19 protein-coding genes, 1 tRNA gene and 3 pseudogenes are annotated in these 16,147 nt (G+C 59.2%); 11 read left to right on the top strand and 12 right to left on the bottom strand.

The features are described 5' to 3' along the window. Positions 1-163 precede the first annotated feature (163 nt). Both GA0061105_RS05755 and GA0061105_RS05750 read right to left on the bottom strand, forming a co-directional pair. Positions 164-1,462, bottom strand: coding sequence for an ABC transporter substrate-binding protein (locus tag GA0061105_RS05755; RefSeq protein WP_092748662.1), 1,299 nt, complete (start codon positions 1,460-1,462; stop codon positions 164-166). Between the two features lie 46 nt (positions 1,463-1,508). Further along, positions 1,509-2,597: an ABC transporter ATP-binding protein gene (locus GA0061105_RS05750; protein ID WP_092748660.1), complete on the bottom strand. Its 1,089-nt coding sequence runs from the start codon at positions 2,595-2,597 to the stop codon at positions 1,509-1,511. A 268-nt stretch (positions 2,598-2,865) separates the two neighbouring features. Here GA0061105_RS05750 and GA0061105_RS05745 point away from each other — a divergent pair, with 268 nt between their 5' ends. Further along, positions 2,866-3,576 carry a GntR family transcriptional regulator gene (locus GA0061105_RS05745; RefSeq protein WP_092748658.1) on the top strand — a complete coding sequence of 237 codons (711 nt, stop codon included), beginning with the start codon at positions 2,866-2,868 and terminating at the stop codon, positions 3,574-3,576. Positions 3,577-3,597: 21 nt separating this feature from the next. Here GA0061105_RS05745 and GA0061105_RS05740 read toward each other — a convergent pair whose 3' ends face one another. Both GA0061105_RS05740 and GA0061105_RS05735 read right to left on the bottom strand, forming a co-directional pair. Further along, positions 3,598-4,008, bottom strand: a complete 411-nt coding sequence (locus GA0061105_RS05740) for a DUF4174 domain-containing protein (protein WP_092748656.1) — start codon at positions 4,006-4,008, stop codon at positions 3,598-3,600. Positions 4,009-4,318: 310 nt separating this feature from the next. Further along, positions 4,319-4,702 carry a BRA0787 family protein gene (locus tag GA0061105_RS05735; protein WP_064694755.1) on the bottom strand — a complete coding sequence of 128 codons (384 nt, stop codon included), beginning with the start codon at positions 4,700-4,702 and terminating at the stop codon, positions 4,319-4,321. A 351-nt stretch (positions 4,703-5,053) separates the two neighbouring features. On the opposite strand from GA0061105_RS05735, the gene GA0061105_RS05730 reads away from it, so the two are divergent. The 3 genes and pseudogenes from GA0061105_RS05730 (at position 5,054) to GA0061105_RS05720 (ending at position 6,009) form a co-directional block, all read left to right on the top strand. Next, positions 5,054-5,260 (top strand): hypothetical protein, encoded by a 207-nt coding sequence (locus GA0061105_RS05730; RefSeq protein WP_064694756.1) that lies wholly within the window; start codon positions 5,054-5,056, stop codon positions 5,258-5,260. 25 nt (positions 5,261-5,285) lie between these two features. Further along, positions 5,286-5,525: a DUF2934 domain-containing protein gene (locus GA0061105_RS05725; protein WP_092748654.1), complete on the top strand. Its 240-nt coding sequence runs from the start codon at positions 5,286-5,288 to the stop codon at positions 5,523-5,525. 190 nt (positions 5,526-5,715) lie between these two features. Then, positions 5,716-6,009 (top strand): annotated as a pseudogene (locus GA0061105_RS05720) (GIY-YIG nuclease family protein). Between the two features lie 501 nt (positions 6,010-6,510). Here GA0061105_RS05720 and GA0061105_RS05715 read toward each other — a convergent pair. Then, entirely contained in the window at positions 6,511-6,705 is a 195-nt protein-coding gene (locus tag GA0061105_RS05715) for a hypothetical protein (protein ID WP_020921837.1), read from the bottom strand. A gap of 122 nt (positions 6,706-6,827) precedes the next feature. On the opposite strand from GA0061105_RS05715, the gene GA0061105_RS05710 reads away from it, so the two are divergent. The 3 genes from GA0061105_RS05710 to GA0061105_RS05700 all read left to right on the top strand — a co-directional run bounded on the left by GA0061105_RS05710 (position 6,828) and on the right by GA0061105_RS05700 (position 8,625). Then, on the top strand, positions 6,828-7,553 hold the full coding sequence (locus GA0061105_RS05710; RefSeq protein WP_064694758.1) for a LuxR family transcriptional regulator: 726 nt from the start codon (positions 6,828-6,830) through the stop codon (positions 7,551-7,553). Positions 7,554-7,771: 218 nt separating this feature from the next. After that, positions 7,772-8,437, top strand: coding sequence for an acyl-homoserine-lactone synthase (locus GA0061105_RS05705; RefSeq protein WP_064694759.1), 666 nt, complete (start codon positions 7,772-7,774; stop codon positions 8,435-8,437). Continuing rightward, positions 8,434-8,625: a hypothetical protein gene (locus tag GA0061105_RS05700; RefSeq protein ID WP_064694760.1), complete on the top strand. Its 192-nt coding sequence runs from the start codon at positions 8,434-8,436 to the stop codon at positions 8,623-8,625. The genes GA0061105_RS05705 and GA0061105_RS05700 overlap by 4 nt, the downstream gene beginning before the upstream one ends. 139 nt (positions 8,626-8,764) lie before the next feature. Here the strand turns inward: GA0061105_RS05700 and GA0061105_RS05695 are convergent, their stop codons facing one another. Continuing rightward, a complete protein-coding gene (locus tag GA0061105_RS05695) occupies positions 8,765-9,133 on the bottom strand; it encodes a response regulator (protein ID WP_064694761.1) in 369 nt (122 codons plus the stop codon). A gap of 220 nt (positions 9,134-9,353) precedes the next feature. On the opposite strand from GA0061105_RS05695, the gene GA0061105_RS05690 reads away from it, so the two are divergent. Continuing rightward, positions 9,354-9,429 (top strand) — tRNA-Ile (locus tag GA0061105_RS05690). A gap of 209 nt (positions 9,430-9,638) precedes the next feature. On the opposite strand, the pseudogene GA0061105_RS33275 reads toward GA0061105_RS05690, so the two are convergent. Continuing rightward, positions 9,639-9,974, bottom strand: a pseudogene (locus tag GA0061105_RS33275) (tyrosine-type recombinase/integrase); the annotation flags it as partial. Between the two features lie 656 nt (positions 9,975-10,630). On the opposite strand from GA0061105_RS33275, the gene GA0061105_RS05680 reads away from it, so the two are divergent. Beyond that, positions 10,631-11,119 (top strand): YbjQ family protein, encoded by a 489-nt coding sequence (locus tag GA0061105_RS05680; protein ID WP_092748652.1) that lies wholly within the window; start codon positions 10,631-10,633, stop codon positions 11,117-11,119. Here GA0061105_RS05680 and GA0061105_RS05675 read toward each other — a convergent pair. Together GA0061105_RS05675 and GA0061105_RS05670 are read right to left on the bottom strand one after the other, a co-directional pair. Further along, on the bottom strand, positions 11,116-11,304 hold the full coding sequence (locus tag GA0061105_RS05675; protein ID WP_092748650.1) for a phage tail assembly chaperone: 189 nt from the start codon (positions 11,302-11,304) through the stop codon (positions 11,116-11,118). The genes GA0061105_RS05680 and GA0061105_RS05675 overlap by 4 nt on opposite strands. A gap of 692 nt (positions 11,305-11,996) precedes the next feature. Then, entirely contained in the window at positions 11,997-12,311 is a 315-nt protein-coding gene (locus tag GA0061105_RS05670; RefSeq protein ID WP_092748648.1) for a hypothetical protein, read from the bottom strand. 1,666 nt (positions 12,312-13,977) lie between these two features. Here GA0061105_RS05670 and GA0061105_RS05655 point away from each other — a divergent pair. Beyond that, a complete protein-coding gene (locus tag GA0061105_RS05655; protein WP_092748644.1) occupies positions 13,978-14,265 on the top strand; it encodes a DUF1236 domain-containing protein in 288 nt (95 codons plus the stop codon). Between the two features lie 190 nt (positions 14,266-14,455). Here GA0061105_RS05655 and GA0061105_RS05650 read toward each other — a convergent pair whose 3' ends face one another. Both GA0061105_RS05650 and GA0061105_RS05645 read right to left on the bottom strand, forming a co-directional pair. Further along, complete coding sequence (locus GA0061105_RS05650) at positions 14,456-15,082, bottom strand: outer membrane protein (protein WP_092748642.1); 627 nt, start codon at positions 15,080-15,082, stop codon at positions 14,456-14,458. Positions 15,083-15,222: 140 nt separating this feature from the next. Beyond that, a complete protein-coding gene (locus GA0061105_RS05645) occupies positions 15,223-15,414 on the bottom strand; it encodes a hypothetical protein (protein ID WP_064694783.1) in 192 nt (63 codons plus the stop codon). A gap of 232 nt (positions 15,415-15,646) precedes the next feature. Here GA0061105_RS05645 and GA0061105_RS32785 point away from each other — a divergent pair, with 232 nt between their 5' ends. Beyond that, positions 15,647-15,790: a hypothetical protein gene (locus GA0061105_RS32785; protein ID WP_164517803.1), complete on the top strand. Its 144-nt coding sequence runs from the start codon at positions 15,647-15,649 to the stop codon at positions 15,788-15,790. Positions 15,791-15,834: 44 nt separating this feature from the next. On the opposite strand, the pseudogene GA0061105_RS33265 reads toward GA0061105_RS32785, so the two are convergent. Beyond that, positions 15,835-16,075, bottom strand: a pseudogene (locus GA0061105_RS33265) (GNAT family N-acetyltransferase); the annotation flags it as partial. Positions 16,076-16,147 lie beyond the last annotated feature (72 nt).

The following is a 16,147-nucleotide window of genomic DNA, read 5'->3' as shown; positions in this document are numbered from 1 at the left end:
GCGGCGGCGTCTCGGCCACCGCAAACCTTGCGTCGGTTGGGGAGGACTCAAAAAAGACCCCTCCCCAACCCTCCCCACAAGGGGGAGGGAGTTTCTTTGCCGCACCGCCTCCGAGCTCCCTCCCCCTTGTGGGGAGGGTTGGGGAGGGGAAAGCGGGAAGCGCTTAAGCCGCGATGAACTCGTTCCAGCGGCGGACCATGTAGCGGTCCTCGTCCATGACCGAGTTCCAGCAGGCGACGGCGCCCATGCGGGCTTCGAAGGAGCCGCCGTCGCGCACCGCACCGGCTTTCTCCATGACCTTGCCTTCCGGAGACAGGATATCGCCCTGCGCCGGCTTGCCTTCGATCCAGTAACCCCATTCGTCTGCCGTCATGAAACCCTTGGCGGTTTCCATGCAGGCGGAATAGTAACCCTGGCGGTTGAGGTAGCCGCCGACCCAGCCCGACGTATACCAGTTGATGTATTCATAGGCCGCGTCGAGCTCCGCGCCCTTGAGATGCGAGGCCAGGCCGAGGCCACCGCCCCAGGCGCGGTAGCCTTCCTTGAGCGGCTGGTATTTGCAGGCGATGCCCTTGGAACGGACGGCAGCGACAGCAGGCGACCACATCGACTGGATGACGACCTCACCCGATGCCATCAGGTTGACCGACTCGTCGAAGCTTTTCCAGAAGGCGCGGAACTGGCCGTCGCCCTTAGCCTTGATGAGGAATTCGATCGTCTTGTCGATCTCTTCCTTGGTCATGTTGCCCTTGTCGGCATATTTTAGGTTGCCCATGGCCTCCATGATCATCGCCGCATCCATGATGCCGATCGACGGGATGTTGAGGATCGAGGTCTTGCCCTTGAACTTCGGATCCATGATGTCGGCCCAGCTGCTAATGTCGCGGCCGACGAGATCGGGGCGGATGCCGAGCGTATCAGCATTGTAGATGGTAGGAACCATCGTCATCCACTGCGTCGGCTCCTTGGCGAATTTCTTGGAACCCTGCGCTTCGACGAAGCCGACCGTGTGTGGCGCCGTGCCCTGGGCGATGACGCTGTCGGGCTTCATCTTGCCATCGATGAACAGCGGCACGATCTTGTCGTAATATTTCAGCTTCTTGACGTCCATCGGCTGCAGCGCGCCTGTTGGAAACACTTTCTTGGCGATCCAGTATTCGATGTCGGCGATGTCGTAGCTGTCGGGCTGAGTGACGGCACGCTGGGCAGCGGCGTCGGAATCGGTCGCCGTCATCTCGAGCGTGATACCGAGGTCGGCTTTGCACTTCTCGGCGATGGCGTTGATGTTGGAAACGCCGGTGCCGAACTGACGAAGCGTGATGTTTGTCTTCGCCCAGATAGTGGGAAAGCCGGTGATCGCGCCGGAGCCCGCAATGGCGCCGACAGCCGCGGCACCCGTCTTTAAAAGCGTGCGGCGGGAAAGACCTTTTTCCGCCTTGGTCGATGTCGTTTCAGTCGTCATTTAAGTTCCCCTTTTCTTGACGTTGAAATTGATGGTTCTTGCTTCTTTAAGCGGCAGCGCGGCCAAGAAGCACCGCATCCTCGAGCGCCCAGCTCAGCGAGACGGCGTCGCCGACGGCGACCGGCCGGGCGAAATAGTCCCCGTCATCGGCAATGACGGTGAAGTCGTCGCTGCCGGCGCCGAAAACGGTGATCTTCACCGAGGAGCCGCGATATTCGACGTTGGAGACGATGCCGTTGAAGCCGAGCGTCCACTCGGTCGCCACCTGCAGACGCACGCGGTCGGTACGGATGCCGATATCGATAGGCTCGCCGACATCCCTGCCCTCGCCCCGCACGGAAAAGCTCTGGCCTTCCGCCACGGTCATGACGAGCACGCCGTTTTCGCTCGATGTCACCCGGCCCGTGAGCACATTGTGATCGCCCATGAAGCGCGCGACAAAGGCGGTTGCTGGCTTCTCGAAAACCGCGCGCGGGGCAGCCGCCTGCTCGATCCGGCCATCGTTCATGATGACCATCACGTCGGCGAGCGCCATCGCCTCTTCCTGGCTGTGGGTGACGTGGACGAAGGTAATGCCGAGCGACTTCTGCAGCTTCTTGAGCTCTGCGCGCATGCGGATCTTCAGGAAAGGGTCGAGCGCCGACAGCGGCTCGTCGAGGAGCAGCGCCTCCGGATCTGTGATCAAGGCGCGGGCCAGCGCCACGCGCTGCTGCTGGCCGCCGGAAAGCTGAGCCGGACGCCTGTTGGCGTAGGGCTCCATCTGCATCAGCTTCAGCATCTCGAGCGCCTTTGCCCGCCGCTCCGCCTTGTCGACGCCTTTCATCTTGAGGCTGAAGGCGACATTGTCGATCAGATCAAGATGCGGGAAGAGCGCATAGGACTGAAACATCATCGCGGTGCCGCGCCTGGCCGGCGGGAGATCGGTGACGACCGTTTTGCCGAGCCTGATATCGCCTGAGGAAATGCTCTCATGACCGGCGATCATGCGCAGCGTCGAGGTCTTGCCGCAGCCTGACGGGCCAAGGAAGCAGCAATAGGAACCGGCCGGAATCTTCAGGCTAATCCCGTGAACGGCCGTTGTCGTTCCGTAGACCTTCGAAACGGATACTATATCGATCTCTGCCGCTTTCGACATCATGCCTTCCCCTGTTCGGAAAGGGTGATGCATCTGCCGTGCCAATCGCCGCCGAGTCCAGCCAAGCCATTGACAGAAAAGGATATTAGGCTTGTAATCCGTGCGGGCGCAATTTATGAGCACAACATCGCCTGCACATCATTTAGGCTATTGTCTGCAATTTACGCAAAAAATCGTATACAATCCTCCGAGCGTTTCGATCACAAATTCCGTTTAACTTTTGCCGCGAAGCCGGATATGGTTTGCCCGCCATCAGGGAATAGTTTTCATGAAATCCGCCGCCAAGGCCATGCAGGCCGAAGAAGTCGCCGAAACCGGCGCGCACCAGATCCGCGACGCCATTCGCGAGGCAATCGTAGAGCGCAGGCTTTCCCCCGGCACCAAGCTTTCCGAAAGCGATGTCGGCAATCTTTTCAACGTCAGCCGCACGCTCGCCCGCGCCGCGCTGCAGGCGCTCTCCTATGAGGGCCTGGTCAGCGTCGAGAAGAACCGCGGCGCCTTCGTCGCCTATCCCTCTCCTGATGAGGCCCGCCAGATCTTTGCCGCCCGGCGCCTCGTCGAGCCCGGCATATTGCGCGAGGCGGCGACGCGGATCACGCCTGATGACATCGGGAACCTGCGAGAGCTGCTGCGGGAAGAAGGCCGGCTGATGAGCGAGCGCGGCCAGACGGCGCGGCGCGCCGAGATCAAGGCATCCGGCGATTTCCATCTGATGCTGGCGGAAATCTCCGGGAATGCGATCATGCAGCGCTTCATGGAGGAGCTTGTCGCCCGCTCATCCCTCGTCATCGCGCTCTACGGCCAGTCGACCGCTTCCAGCTGCGGCCATTCAGAACATGGCGACATTATCTCGGCGATCGAAGACAACGAACTCGATCGCGCCTGCCAGCTGATGCTGCATCACATCGCCCATATCGAGGCCGATCTCGACCTGCGCGAACGCAAAAGTCTCGGTCTCAAGGAAGCCTTCGAACTCTGAACGGCGCGCCGGCGGCGGCTATCACGACGCCTTCTTCGGCAGCTTGTCCAGCGCGGCGAAAATTTCGTCGACCGTGCGCGGCTCACTCGAACGCAGCTTCACCGTCCCGTCACGCCCGATCAGGATCAGCCCGAACTCGCTATAGGGCGGCCCCTGCAGCCGCTCGCGGATATCGTCTGCATCAAGCTCCCAGGCGTCGTCAAACAGTGAGAAAGCGCCGCCGCCGGCAATGAGAAACACTTCCACGTCTTCCTCGATGAGACGCATATGAGCGCTGCGCAACCATTCATCCTGGATTGCCGCCCGGTCATCCTGCGCATCAGCGAAGATGATCAGCACCCGTTTGCTATCGCGAAACTGTTCGAGCGACTGCGGAAGTTCCGGCTCACGTCTCGATGCGCCTATGATTTCATGAACGATGGATCTTAGCATGATGTTATTCCTCGCCCGTCATCTCGCGGGCTGTGACTGCGGCATTGGAGCGCCCGCGCCTCTCAGGGCGCGCAGGAACGCTGTAACGCGCCGAATAACTGATAATTCCCAGTTCGGTGCGAATTGGGATCATTCAGTAAACGGCTGGAAATAAGGGAGGTTCCGAAGAAGCTGAAAAGGATCGCAGCCCCCAAAGCGCATCGCGGTCTTTCAGATCGCCCCTTGCGCTTCAGGTCTATTGATCAGACAAGCCGACATCAAAACCGCAGCACAGTTTTGTGCGACATGCTCCGGCCGCGATCCTTTCCCGTCAGTCGCGGCTCTGCTCTTCGGCCGCATGTGCCGAGACGGTGACGAGATCAGCGGTCCCGTTGGCAAGCAGGCGTTTGCGCACCAGCACGCGCATGACGCGGGCCGCCGTCGAGAACGTCATTTGATCGAGCGGACCTTCGCCCTCCCAAGGCTTGGTCAGCCGCTCGGTGACGGCGCCGACGATATTCATCGGCACGATATCGGTGCATTCGCGCATGGCTTCAAAAACGAAGCTGATCGGAATGACCCGTCCTTCATGGGTCACGATCGGTTCGGTCAATTCGCTGTCCCATTCCTCGAAGGCGTAAAGTGCTTCGCGAAACAGCTGCTGGAGGGTAAACGGCGCGTGGCCGTTGTGAAGTGGCGGCAGGGCATTCATCATGTCTGTCTCCTCTTGATGGATTAAGCCAAATTCCTCCTGATCGGTCGGCATGAACGCGGGGAACACAGCGTTTTTTTGCCCCTGCGGACCGAATAACACGATTGATTCTATAGAGTAACGTGCTGGGGATAAAGCCCATTTCTCGCCCGGGATGGCATCCCTTTTCCTAAAGGCATGAAATTCCTGCATGTTTTAGGCGAAATTTTCTCAGCACCACCTCTTCTTGAAAATCCATGCCAGCCGTGCGGAAACGGCTGAAGAGGCGGAAAAAACCCTGAAAAATCACGGAACTTTTGCGGCTGAAATCTGTTTTGTTCGCGCACTTCGTAAAAGCAGATGGGGTTACTACAAATGACGCAGATCCGTGAACCGGAGCGGCGGAGCCGAGTCCTGCGCGGCCGCCCTTACAGCCTTGATGAATTCGCCTCCAAATACGGCCTGCGCAGCGACCAGGCCGAGAGCCTGTTCACCCGCTTCGGGCCTTCCTCGATCGAACTCGACTTGCTGATGGCAGCCAAGCGCCGCGCGCCTGTTCTGCCGGACAGAATTGCCGAATAACGCCCTTTACGAACGGACCGGATAAATGACTGACAGACGCCACGAATGGATCAGCAAAAGGGCCTATGCGATCTGGGAGGAACAGGGCCGTCCCGAAGGCCGGGACGGCGAACATTGGCGCCAGGCGGTTGCCGAGCGGGACGCGCTGGAACGCACCCAGGCCTCGGTCGACGGACGCGAGGTCCTGGTAAAGTTTCGCCCGAAGCCGCAGCGGCCGGAACTGCCGCGCGACGGCTGGGTCACTCCCCCGGCCAAGGCTGGCTGATCGGGCTTCAGCGACCGGGGCCGCTTAACCACAATACATCCCCGGATCCCGGTGGCCGGCCTCATCCTTCGAGGCCCCGGCAGGGCGCCTCAGAGGGCGGAGAGAGGGTGCGGCTTGCCTCCCGGCGGCGGGAGCACTCCGGCGCCGCACGATTGCTGTTCGTGCTTGCTCCCCGTGCTAGCCTGCAGCCATGGAAGTCACTGTCTATATCCTCCGCTGGAGCGACGGCTCCTAAATACCGGGCTGAGCAAAGCAGGAGATCGAGGCATGTGGGAGCACAACGCCGGGACCCATGACGGCTACGCTGCCAAGCCCCTCCCGGTCGAACTCGTCTTTACCGAAAACCCATGACCGCATCATCGGCGCCATCGCCCGCGAGCGGCAGATCAAGGGCTGGTCGCGCCGCCAGAAGGAGGCGCTGATCGCCATGGACTACAAGACCTTGCCGGATTTGTCCAGCCGGGGGCCGGTCGGGGCCAAGTAAAGGCGGGCGGCGGTGGTGGCGGAGCCTCGTCCTTCGCGGTCCCTGCGGGCACCTCAGGATGCGGGCGGAGGGAGGGTTCGCGTTGGCTTATCCTCCAACCGACCTGCCACACGGCAAACCGATCAACCCAATCAGGCGCACGGCACACCAGCTCATCCTGTGGCGCGTAGGCCATGGCCGGAGCCTCGAAGGACGGAGGCGGTGATTGGGCTGGACGGTGAAGCGTCAACAATGGCACAGTCCAACGGCTTCCCTGAACATCACTGTTCCCGCTTGAAACACTTCGTCAAGCATGTTGGCACAAATCCATGGAGTACGGGTCTTTCTTTCACCCGCCCGCGACATTGCCGCTCGACACTCTCCTCGCAAAATCCGAAACGGGATAGGAATGAACCGTGCTCACGCGCAAAGCATGATTTCATCTGGCCGCGGCGCTGATCGATGGCCGGCCGGGCCTTTAATGTGGGGGAAGTCTCAAACCGCCCGCCGGGCCGGGCCATGTCAGAAAGCGTTGTTTTCCTGGCAAAGCGCCCGGTGAACCTCGGTCCAGAACAGCGCCAGCGGGGTGTCGCCGTTGCGTTCGGCAACAAGGGCCCGGATCAACGCTTCGGAACCTGCCATGTCTTGCCAGCTGGATTTCAGGCCTTTGGCGGCCTGTCGGCACTCGGCAATCTCGAACGGTCTCTTGCTGTCCATATGAGGTCTCCTCATGAAGGCGCTAGCAGGTGGCGGCCGGATTGTCATTCCCCGCATATGCGGGGATGCCTTGTATTTTAGACGGTCCTCACGGTAGGATTGAGGGAATTGGGACGTTGGAAATGATCGAGAATAACTACAGCGACAAGTTCGAACCCGCTTTCGAACAGATCAAAGCTGCGGCAAATGTGGATGCCGCCATCCGCATTCTGCAGGCGGACTATGCCCTCGATTTCGTTACCTATCATCTCGCCCAGACGATCGCGAGCAAGATCGATTCCCCCTTCGTGCGCACCACCTATCCGGATGCCTGGGTCTCGCGCTATCTGCTGAACAGCTATGTGAAGGTCGATCCGATCGTCAAGCAGGGTTTCGAGCGCCAGCTGCCCTTCGACTGGAGCGAGGTCGAGCCGACGCCGGAAGCCTACGCCATGCTGGTCGACGCCCAGAAGCACGGCATCGGCGGCAATGGCTATTCCATTCCTGTCGCCGACAAGGCGCAGCGCCGCGCGCTTCTGTCGCTGAACGCCCGCATACCGGCCGACGACTGGTCCGAACTCGTGCGCCGCTGCCGCAACGAATGGATCGAGATCGCCCATCTGATCCATCGCAAGGCGGTCTATGAACTGCACGGCGAGAATGATCCGGTTCCGACATTATCGCCGCGCGAGATCGAGTGCCTGCACTGGACGGCACTCGGCAAGGATTACAAGGACATCTCGGTCATTCTCGGCATATCGGAGCATACGACGCGCGATTACCTGAAGACCGCGCGCTTCAAGCTCGGCTGCGCCACGATCTCGGCGGCCGCCTCGCGGGCGGTGCAGCTGCGCATTATCAATCCCTGAAAAATCGCCTGAAAATCGGAACAGTGTTTCCGAGGGCACGCGCGTCGCCTCATAAGCCCGGCGCGCCACCTGGCCGCGCCTGGTCGAGGCGTGCCGTGGCCAATTCTCATACTTTTGGGCTAATCCCCCCATCTGGGGGGGCCCATCTGAGGGAATTTCCGATCCGGCCCGCCTGAACCATTCTGCTCTCCACGAACTTGCAAACGCTGGAGGGCAAAATGTTCGTTATCATTCAGGCACATGAGTACCAGAAATACGCTGCCGTACTCGACCAGATGTTCCGCCTGCGCAAGCAGGTCTTCGCCGACCAGCTCGGCTGGGACGTTCCCGTCATCGGTCCCTACGAGCGTGACAGCTACGATTCGCTGTCTCCCGCCTACCTCGTCTGGTGCAACGACAGCCGCACGCGCCTTTATGGCGGCATGCGTCTGATGCCGACGACCGGCCCGACGCTTCTCTACGACGTCTTCCGTGAGACCTTTCCGGCTGCCGCCGATCTCGTCGCCCCCGGCATCTGGGAAGGCACGCGCATGTGCATCGACGAGGAAGCGATCGCCAGCGATTTCCCCAACATCGATGCCGGCCGCGCCTTCTCGATGATGCTGCTTGCGCTGTGCGAATGCGCGCTCGACCACGGCATCCATACGATGATTTCCAACTACGAACCCTACCTCAAGCGCGTCTACAAACGCGCAGGCGCCGAAGTGGAAGAACTCGGCCGCGCAGACGGCTACGGCAAGTACCCTGTTTGCTGCGGCGCCTTCGAAGTGTCGGACCGCGTGCTGCGCAAGATGCGCGCCGCCCTCGGCCTGACCCTACCCCTTTATGTCAGACACGTGCCGGCCCGCTCGGTCGTAACGCAATTCCTGGAGATGGCAGCATGAAACGCGTCGTTGAAACCGCAACACAGAAAGATATCGGCGCGTTGGAGCGCCATGTTCTCGCATCCCGCGACATCGCCACGCAGATAGGGGATCCCTTCCTCTCCTATCTCCTTTCGATGGCGCTGTTCACGATCTACGAAAAGAAGGCTCACCATGAGAATGAGGCGCTGAAGAGCAGCTTCGGTTGAGGGCGCGGGCCCCCTCCGCCGCGCCTGAAAGGGGCACGCCTCCCGGCGCCTCCGCGCGCAGCCGCAAAACCTGTCCCCGTTTTGCGGCTGCGCGCCCCTCGTCACCTCGTCGGGGTCGTCACGCCATTAGGGAAGTCCGTTACGCCATCAAGGAATCGATCGTCGTTATCAGCGTATCGTGCATGTAAGGTTTGGGCAGGAAGGCAGTATTGGCGGGCAGCGCCATCGGATCGAGCCGCACCATGCCCGAGGTGATGATGATGCCGATGTTCGGTCGCATCGCCCTCACCCGCTTGGCAAGCTGGATTCCATCCATCGAACCGGCCATGTTGACGTCGGTGAACAGGATATCGACATCCTGCCTGCCCTTCAGCACCACCATTGCCTCATCGGCATTCGCCGCCTCCAGCGCCACATGCCCGACATCCTCCAGCACATCGAGGATATTGAACCGGATCAGCGGTTCATCCTCCACGATGAGCACCACGGCACTGTTCGAAGCCACCATCTGCAATCGCCCTTTTCATGCGGTCTGTGATTCGAATTAAGTTATCCGCCGTGCGAAGGTTCCAGTGCCACTGCCCAGGAAATATGCATCATCCACAGATGTTGCCCTGCCCGCTTGTGGCTACGTGCAATTTGAGCTAGAGCGAACCGATGCCGTGGGAACCATTGCCCCGGCATCCCGGTGCCGGCATCCGGCACCAAGGTGCCATTACCGGCGCCAGGGGCCTGTAGCTCAATGGTTAGAGCCGGCGGCTCATAACCGCTTGGTTGGGGGTTCGAGTCCCTCCGGGCCCACCACTATTTACTGCAAGCACTTGTTTTTCCTGCCCATCTTTCGTTTCAAGGTCCCACTCTTTGGAGTGTGACCCACCAAGTGGGACACTTTTGTTCTCGTTCCGGTCCGGCAGAAGCAGCTTTGCGCTCGCTCCGGCCAGCTTCTTACGGCGAGCTGCCCGGGTATACAAGTCGGCTTGCTGGCTCGTGGTCCATCCGAAGATCGCCTTGAGCTGGTCGCTCGTGGCACCGTTTTCAGCGGCGATCGAGGCGCCTGCCTTTCGAAGGCCATGCGCCGAGCAGTGAAAGAGTCCGGCCTCGTCGCACCACTGGCGTATTTTGTTCCCGAGGCCCTTGTCTGAGAACGGTTTGCCGTATTCCGTTACAAGGAAGGTCATCTGACCCGCTGGTACTCGGTCGAGCTCCGCGGCGAGGTCATGCAGGATTGGGACATTGACCTCGACACCGCTCGACTTGCGCGTCTTTCCTGGTCGGATGCGAATCCATCCATTTTCCAAGTGCTGCCGGCCCAAGATTGCCGCATCGGAAAGGCGAAGCCCGGTGAACATGAATACGGCCAACGCTCGGCGCGCCGTCGAGCCGGGTGCTGAAGAGCGATCTGCAGGGGATTCATGCCCATCGCAGAGGTTACGGCGATGTCCTGAAACTGCGCCGCTATGTTCGCCGTCTGGAAGCCGCCGCCGGCGTGCTGCGATGGTGTTGCGGCCAAAGCCGCATTTCGGCCCTTGATAGCGGCCGTCGACGCAAGTGCCGCTTGCCGCTCCCGGCTGATCGCAGTCGCCATCTCGGTGGCAGATATCGCACCAAGCGCATGCGCCTGTTTGATATCGGCAACCGCAGTCTTGTACTGGTTGATCGTCGCGAACAGTGGTGAATAGCGAGCCCGGAGCCGCTCGAGCTCTTTGCCCTGATCAGCGAGCGCGCCAGTCCATTCCTTAGATGCCGCCTTTCCAATACCAACCATGCCGTTGATACGGTTTTGCAGCGTCGACGAAACGGTATTGTCGATCGACTTGCCGACGGCCGTGAACTGCTTCTGGACGCTGCCGGCAAGTGTGCCGAGATCCTGCTCGATGCGTTTGATGCTGCGGCGAAGCGTGGCCTGGTCAGTCGAGATGCTGATAATCAGGTCATCGGTGTTGTCGGCCATCAACTGCTCGCCTTATAATAGAAAAGCCCACGGTTGGTGGGCTTGGGGAATCGAATGCAGACCTGCAAGGAATGTGGCCAACAAAAACCTGAAAACGAGGTTCAACTCGGTATCTGCGACACCTGCTTCAATTACGGAGCTCCGTCGGACGGATCGCAGCGTTGGAGCCCAGGCGGCAGCAGCCGCGGTCAAACGCAAAATTCAAATGTGATCCTGACAACCTCGATTGACGTCCCAAATCGGCAGGTCGACCGAGTGATCTCAATAATCGCCTCGGAGGCAGCCCTCGGGATGAACATCTTCCGAGATATTGCGAACAACTTTCGAGACCTTGTCGGCGGCCGGTCAGAGTCGTCACAAAAAGCCTTGAAAGAAGCCCGCCTAGCCTGCTTAGAAGGGCTGCGGCGGGAGGCCGCCGCGTTGGGTGCAGATGCTGTGATTGCCGTCGATCTCGACTACAATCAACTTTCCACGTCTGGCAGTGGCGGCGGCATCCTGTTCGTGGCCGCCAGCGGCACCGCAGTCAAACTGGCACCGCTCTAACCATACTTCGCGACCAATGCCGCCACTTCGTCGTCACTCGGTGCCGCCTTCGGTTCTTCGGCACCTTGCGCTTCATTGTGACCGTTGATGGCCTCGAAGAATTCGGTCAGCGTGGCAGACCAGAAGTCTGCCGGTCGCCAGCCCAAACCGCCCAGACCAGTCCGCATCCATTGGCGGAATGGCATTTCTTCGTCGGGCTTGTGGTTTACGCCGTCTCGCCGACGGCTGCCACGTTTCCCTCGTCATCCTCGAAATGATGAGCCAGGATCGTTTGCGGTTGCCGGTGCGCAATATGATTTCAACGGCCTAACCGCTCTCGAATATTTACAAATAATCGGCGGTGTTTACGTCATTGTTCGGGGGCTTGATAATGTAGGAACAGGGATCAAAGGAACCACTCTCGAAAGCCTGTGGGCGGTTCACTTTTCGCCGAAGAGCAAAACGGCAAATTGAATTCGATCGGTGGGACTTCGAGCCGAAAAACATAACAAGCGCACGGGACAGTTGCTGGTCCCACTCTCGGCTAACTCATTGATCTTCGGTAGTAGTGGTTAGCCCTCCGGGCCCACCACTATTTACTGCAAGCCAATGTTCCTTTGCAGATTTTTGACTTTCCAAGTCCCACTCTTCAAAGCTTGACCACCAAGTGGAAACCGGCTTCCGGTATTCTTTGACCACAAATGTCATCTGCCCCTCTGGACGTTGGCCTCAACGCCACTCGTAGGGACGGGCGTCACAGACGCCCGCACGGGGAATGCCCTTTTCAACCGCACTCATGCTCCCGCAGAAACGCAGCAGTCCCAGGGCTCGCGAAGCCGCCGGCTGGTACGGTTCGACAGTGCGCGTGTGAGGCGCTAAGGTGCCGTGATACTGCCGGCTAAAAATTAAAATACACGGTCACACCTGACCGACGACGATAGGGGTAGTCGTCGCGATAGCCGTAATAGTCGCGATGGCCGTAATACCGCTGGCGGTAGCACGAGCCGTAATACCTGCAGTCGCGGTGAGCGTACCGGTGTTTCTTCCAGTGGCCATACGCATGTCCCTTCCCGTGACGACGGTAATGGACCAGATCGACGTCGGCGGCGTGTATTGCTACCGCTTTCGGCACGACCATCGGCGCGGCGTTTAGCGGCAGGGCGAAAGATGCAGACAAGACCATGGCTGCAAGTGAGGAAAAAAGCATCTTCATCGGCGCATCCTTTCAGGCTGCGATTCTGGGTTAATAAGCATTAACCTCCGATGAACGGCTGCGCGCTTCCCGAAAACACCGGCCGGCGCGGATGGCGCTCGCGCCGGCCATCGGGGTTCATGCTCCCCGCCGGCGGCAGGGCAAGCGCCCACGGGCGGCTCAGCCGGCCGCTGCCGGCTATAGCTCGATCGGCGTTCGGATCGGAGCGCATCCGGCACGTTCAGGCACGGGCGCATGCCCGCCTCGTGGTTGACAAGGCTGCCTATCAGAATGTTGTCGCAGTCGGCCATGCAGGACTTCATCCCCGGCTGGATGTCTTTGATCGCACTTGAGCCGCCCGCCTCCAGGTTATGCCCGACGAGCTACCATGCTGCTTTACCCTGCATGATTGGTGGGTGAGGTTGGATTTCAACCTACTTCGATCGATGTACCGCTCGCCCCTGGAAACCGAAAGCAGCCGCTGGATCCAAATGGGAACAACCGCAGGAATCGCCTGTCGTCGGGAAAAAAGCGCCAGGTGATGGGTAATGGAACCGGAGCTGCCGCTATACATTATTTGCATGCAACTTGGCTCATCTCATTTTGAAGGAGATTTCACATGAACCAGTTAATTTGGATCGTCGGCGCCGTAGTCATAGTGCTCGCTATTCTGAGCTTCTTCGGCTTCCGTTGAGAAGTGCGGGCTCAACTGCAGCATCCATGAACGCGGCAGCATGCGGCTGTACGAAGAACTCGAGGCCCGGCGCAGCGTGTCATATGAGTGGCGTTGGCAGTGACTTAAATGTCCACTGTCGTACCACTATGGATCGAGCTTTCGCGTCGAACTCGCGAGGCTACAGCGTCCGCGTTGATGGCGCCTCGAAAGTGTCGGCACCTTAACGTACCGCCGGTCTTAGCACCCTTCATGAATCTACGGTTCGAGCAGGCGCTCGACTGGGTACTAAGCCCGTCCGCGACAGGATCGTGCCGGATCGGCGGTGCCGCTTCTGAATCTATTGGTGACATAACTCGCGGAGATTTGCCAAGAACACCAATATTCTCTTGATTTGTCGGTCAGAAAGAGCTGCCACAATTCACTCAGCCCAATCGTAGTCAACCCCTCAGGTCAGAGTTATTGGAACACGCGGTAGCCGTGTTTTGAGCTTATTCAACGCCGTCTGAATATCTTAGCAATTTCAACTGCGTGAGAACCTGCCGCCGAGATTGAGCCGCAGCAAGGAACTTGGTGAAAAGCAACATTGGATCTCGCGGTATCAGGAGAGTCGTTTGGTAGGCGATTTGCTCTTCATCCTGCATTCAGGGTGGATGTTGGAAACTACAGCATCTTCTTGGGGGTGTTCACCATGGCCAGAGACGATTTCGCTGCGAACGATGCACCATTACAGAACGAAGATATCGCAATCTGCCAAAGAGTCTTCGACCATCTCTGCGCGAGCGGGCATATAACAGGCGGAGACGCCTGCGACGAGCTCGCAATCCAGATCATCCATTTGTATCGGCATGGCGTCACGAACGAGGACAGCTTAGAACAGCTACTCGCTGGAATTGTCGAGAACCAAAGACGGACGTGAATATTTCAACATATCCGCAGGCATTCCGTGTAGCGCGGGAACTATATCCTATCGGTAGCGTTTCGCCGGGACATTCAAGATCCTGGGAGGATAACATGAAAATACTGGTCATCTCTGCCGTTTCGCTGTTTCTGTCACTCGGAGCAGCCGCGGTCGCGCAGACTACTACGGTCGTCGTTCCTGGCGACGTCAAAACCTATGTGCTGAAACAGGAAACGCCATCCGTCACGTTTGAAGGTGACGTTGTCGTCGGCACAGCGCTTCCTGACACAGTCGAGATCCATACGATCCCCGATCAACCCGATTACGGCTATGTGGTCGTCAACCAAAAGCGTGTGCTCGTCAATCCGAAGACCCGCGCGGTCATCGAGGTCATCGAGTAACTTCAAAGATCGCGGGCCCGCTTCAGGGGCCCGCGATTCCTCCGGTCGCTCGGAGCGCAGGAGTGAACTCAGCTTGGCATCCACGGCAGTCAACCGCCTCAGGTGACGCCGTAACCGCGGGGTCTCGCTGTGAAACGCAAAAGCCCCGCTTTCTGGCGGGGCTTTCGTACTGCGATCCAACAGACAGTTCTTAGAACTTCACGCCGATTCCGAACTTGAGTTCGTGCTGGTCGAGATCGACATCAACACCCAGAATGTCTTTCTCGCCGAAGTCGTTATACCGATACTCGCCGCGGGCGAAGATGTTGTTGGTGATGGCAAAATCGACGCCAGCGCCGACGGTGTAACCGTTGAAGGTCTCCGTTTCTTTGTCGAATCCCGGCAGGTCGACGTATCCACGCGTGGCGGTCCAACCGGCTGCGCCATAAAGCAGCGCTCTGTCAAAGGCGTAGCCGACACGACCACGAACAGCGCCGGCCCAGTCGGTGCCAACGTCCGCCCCCAGCGCTTCCTCTTCGTTCCAGTTGTGTTCGAGATTGCCCTCGATACCGACAACGAAGTTGTTGTCGAACTGGAAATTATACCCCACAAATCCACCGAAGACGCCGCCGTTGAAATCCTGAGAATCGCTGGCGCCGCCGACGCTGAAGTCACCGTTTAGCCAACTGGCGCCGCCATCGATACCGAGATAGGGGCCTGACCAGGTGAAAGCTGGCGCAGCCGCAACAGGTGCGGCCGGGACCTCCTGCACGGCATCCGCTGCAAACGCGGTCGTGGCGGCAAGTGCTAGAAAAGTGGTGGCGATCGTTAGCTTCATTTTCGTTTACCCCATCTCTGCAACACAACTGAAGGGTACAGCGCAACTCAACAAATAGCTGTAACGCCAAAGACACACTCGCGGAACTGTACGTTAGAGTACATATCCGCCGAAGTGGTCATGGCAAGTGTCGCGGCTGCTTAATAGCTACAAGAGCGTCCATCGCTAGGCCTGAACCCATTCGCGCAAGCCGGATTAAGCGGTCGCCCTTCCTGATAATAGCCGCCGATCGACGAGGTCTGATCGCCGTTTCCCGATGACGTGCAGGCCGAGGTGATCGCGGCAAGGCTGATCAGCGTTCCGGTCGCGATAAATGCGAAAAATCGGTTCATCTGAGCTTCTCCTTCGGAGGGCATGGCTTTAGCCCGAGCCTGCAATCTACCACGCCATAGCGGACAAAGGACTATCGATAACCGCGGGTTGACCCTCGACAGGCCGCACTTAACGTCAATGTGATCGCTTTGCACGCCTGTGCATAGCAGTCATGCCAAATTGCCCATTGTTATGGCAGCCTGGGCAAAATATATGCTGCCGGCTAACAAAAAAAAGAATGAGTGAACTGCCATGAGCATACAGAAACTTTTCAACCGCAACCTACTGACCCGCTTCGTCGCCGGTCTCGGGGCGGTTCCCCAGCGCATTCGCGAAGCCCGTGAAGAGCGCAAGCCCGCGATTCATCCGTCCTTCATGGATGATTTCGGCGCCTGACGCGCCGCTAAGCCGTCGCCGGCTCCTCTCAAGCGGCGGCGGACAAATTCCTTTCGGAACCAGATTCGATCTACCGGCCGGCCTTCGGCGCGCCCGCCGTTCCTGCCGAACTCGACATAGCCGAGCTTCGGATAGAAGCCCGGCGCCTGGGTCGAGAGCGTATCGACGCAGGCCGTGACACCGGTGCGGCGGCATCCCTCCTCTTCCGCCGCCATCAGCTTTGTGCCGATGCCCTTGAACCGCTCCGATTTGCGCGACCCATAAATTGCCGATTAAGAGGCTGGATGTTTCGGCTTCGCGGCAGGCCCTCATATTTTTCTCTCAATGCGCCGCCGCCCGTCCTTCCGCCGCAATAGC

It is taken from the genome of Rhizobium aethiopicum, from assembly GCF_900094625.1.
Lineage (GTDB): Bacteria > Pseudomonadota > Alphaproteobacteria > Rhizobiales > Rhizobiaceae > Rhizobium > Rhizobium aethiopicum.
Note: the sequence above shows the minus strand (reverse complement) of the source record. Positions and strands in the feature narration are given on the sequence as shown.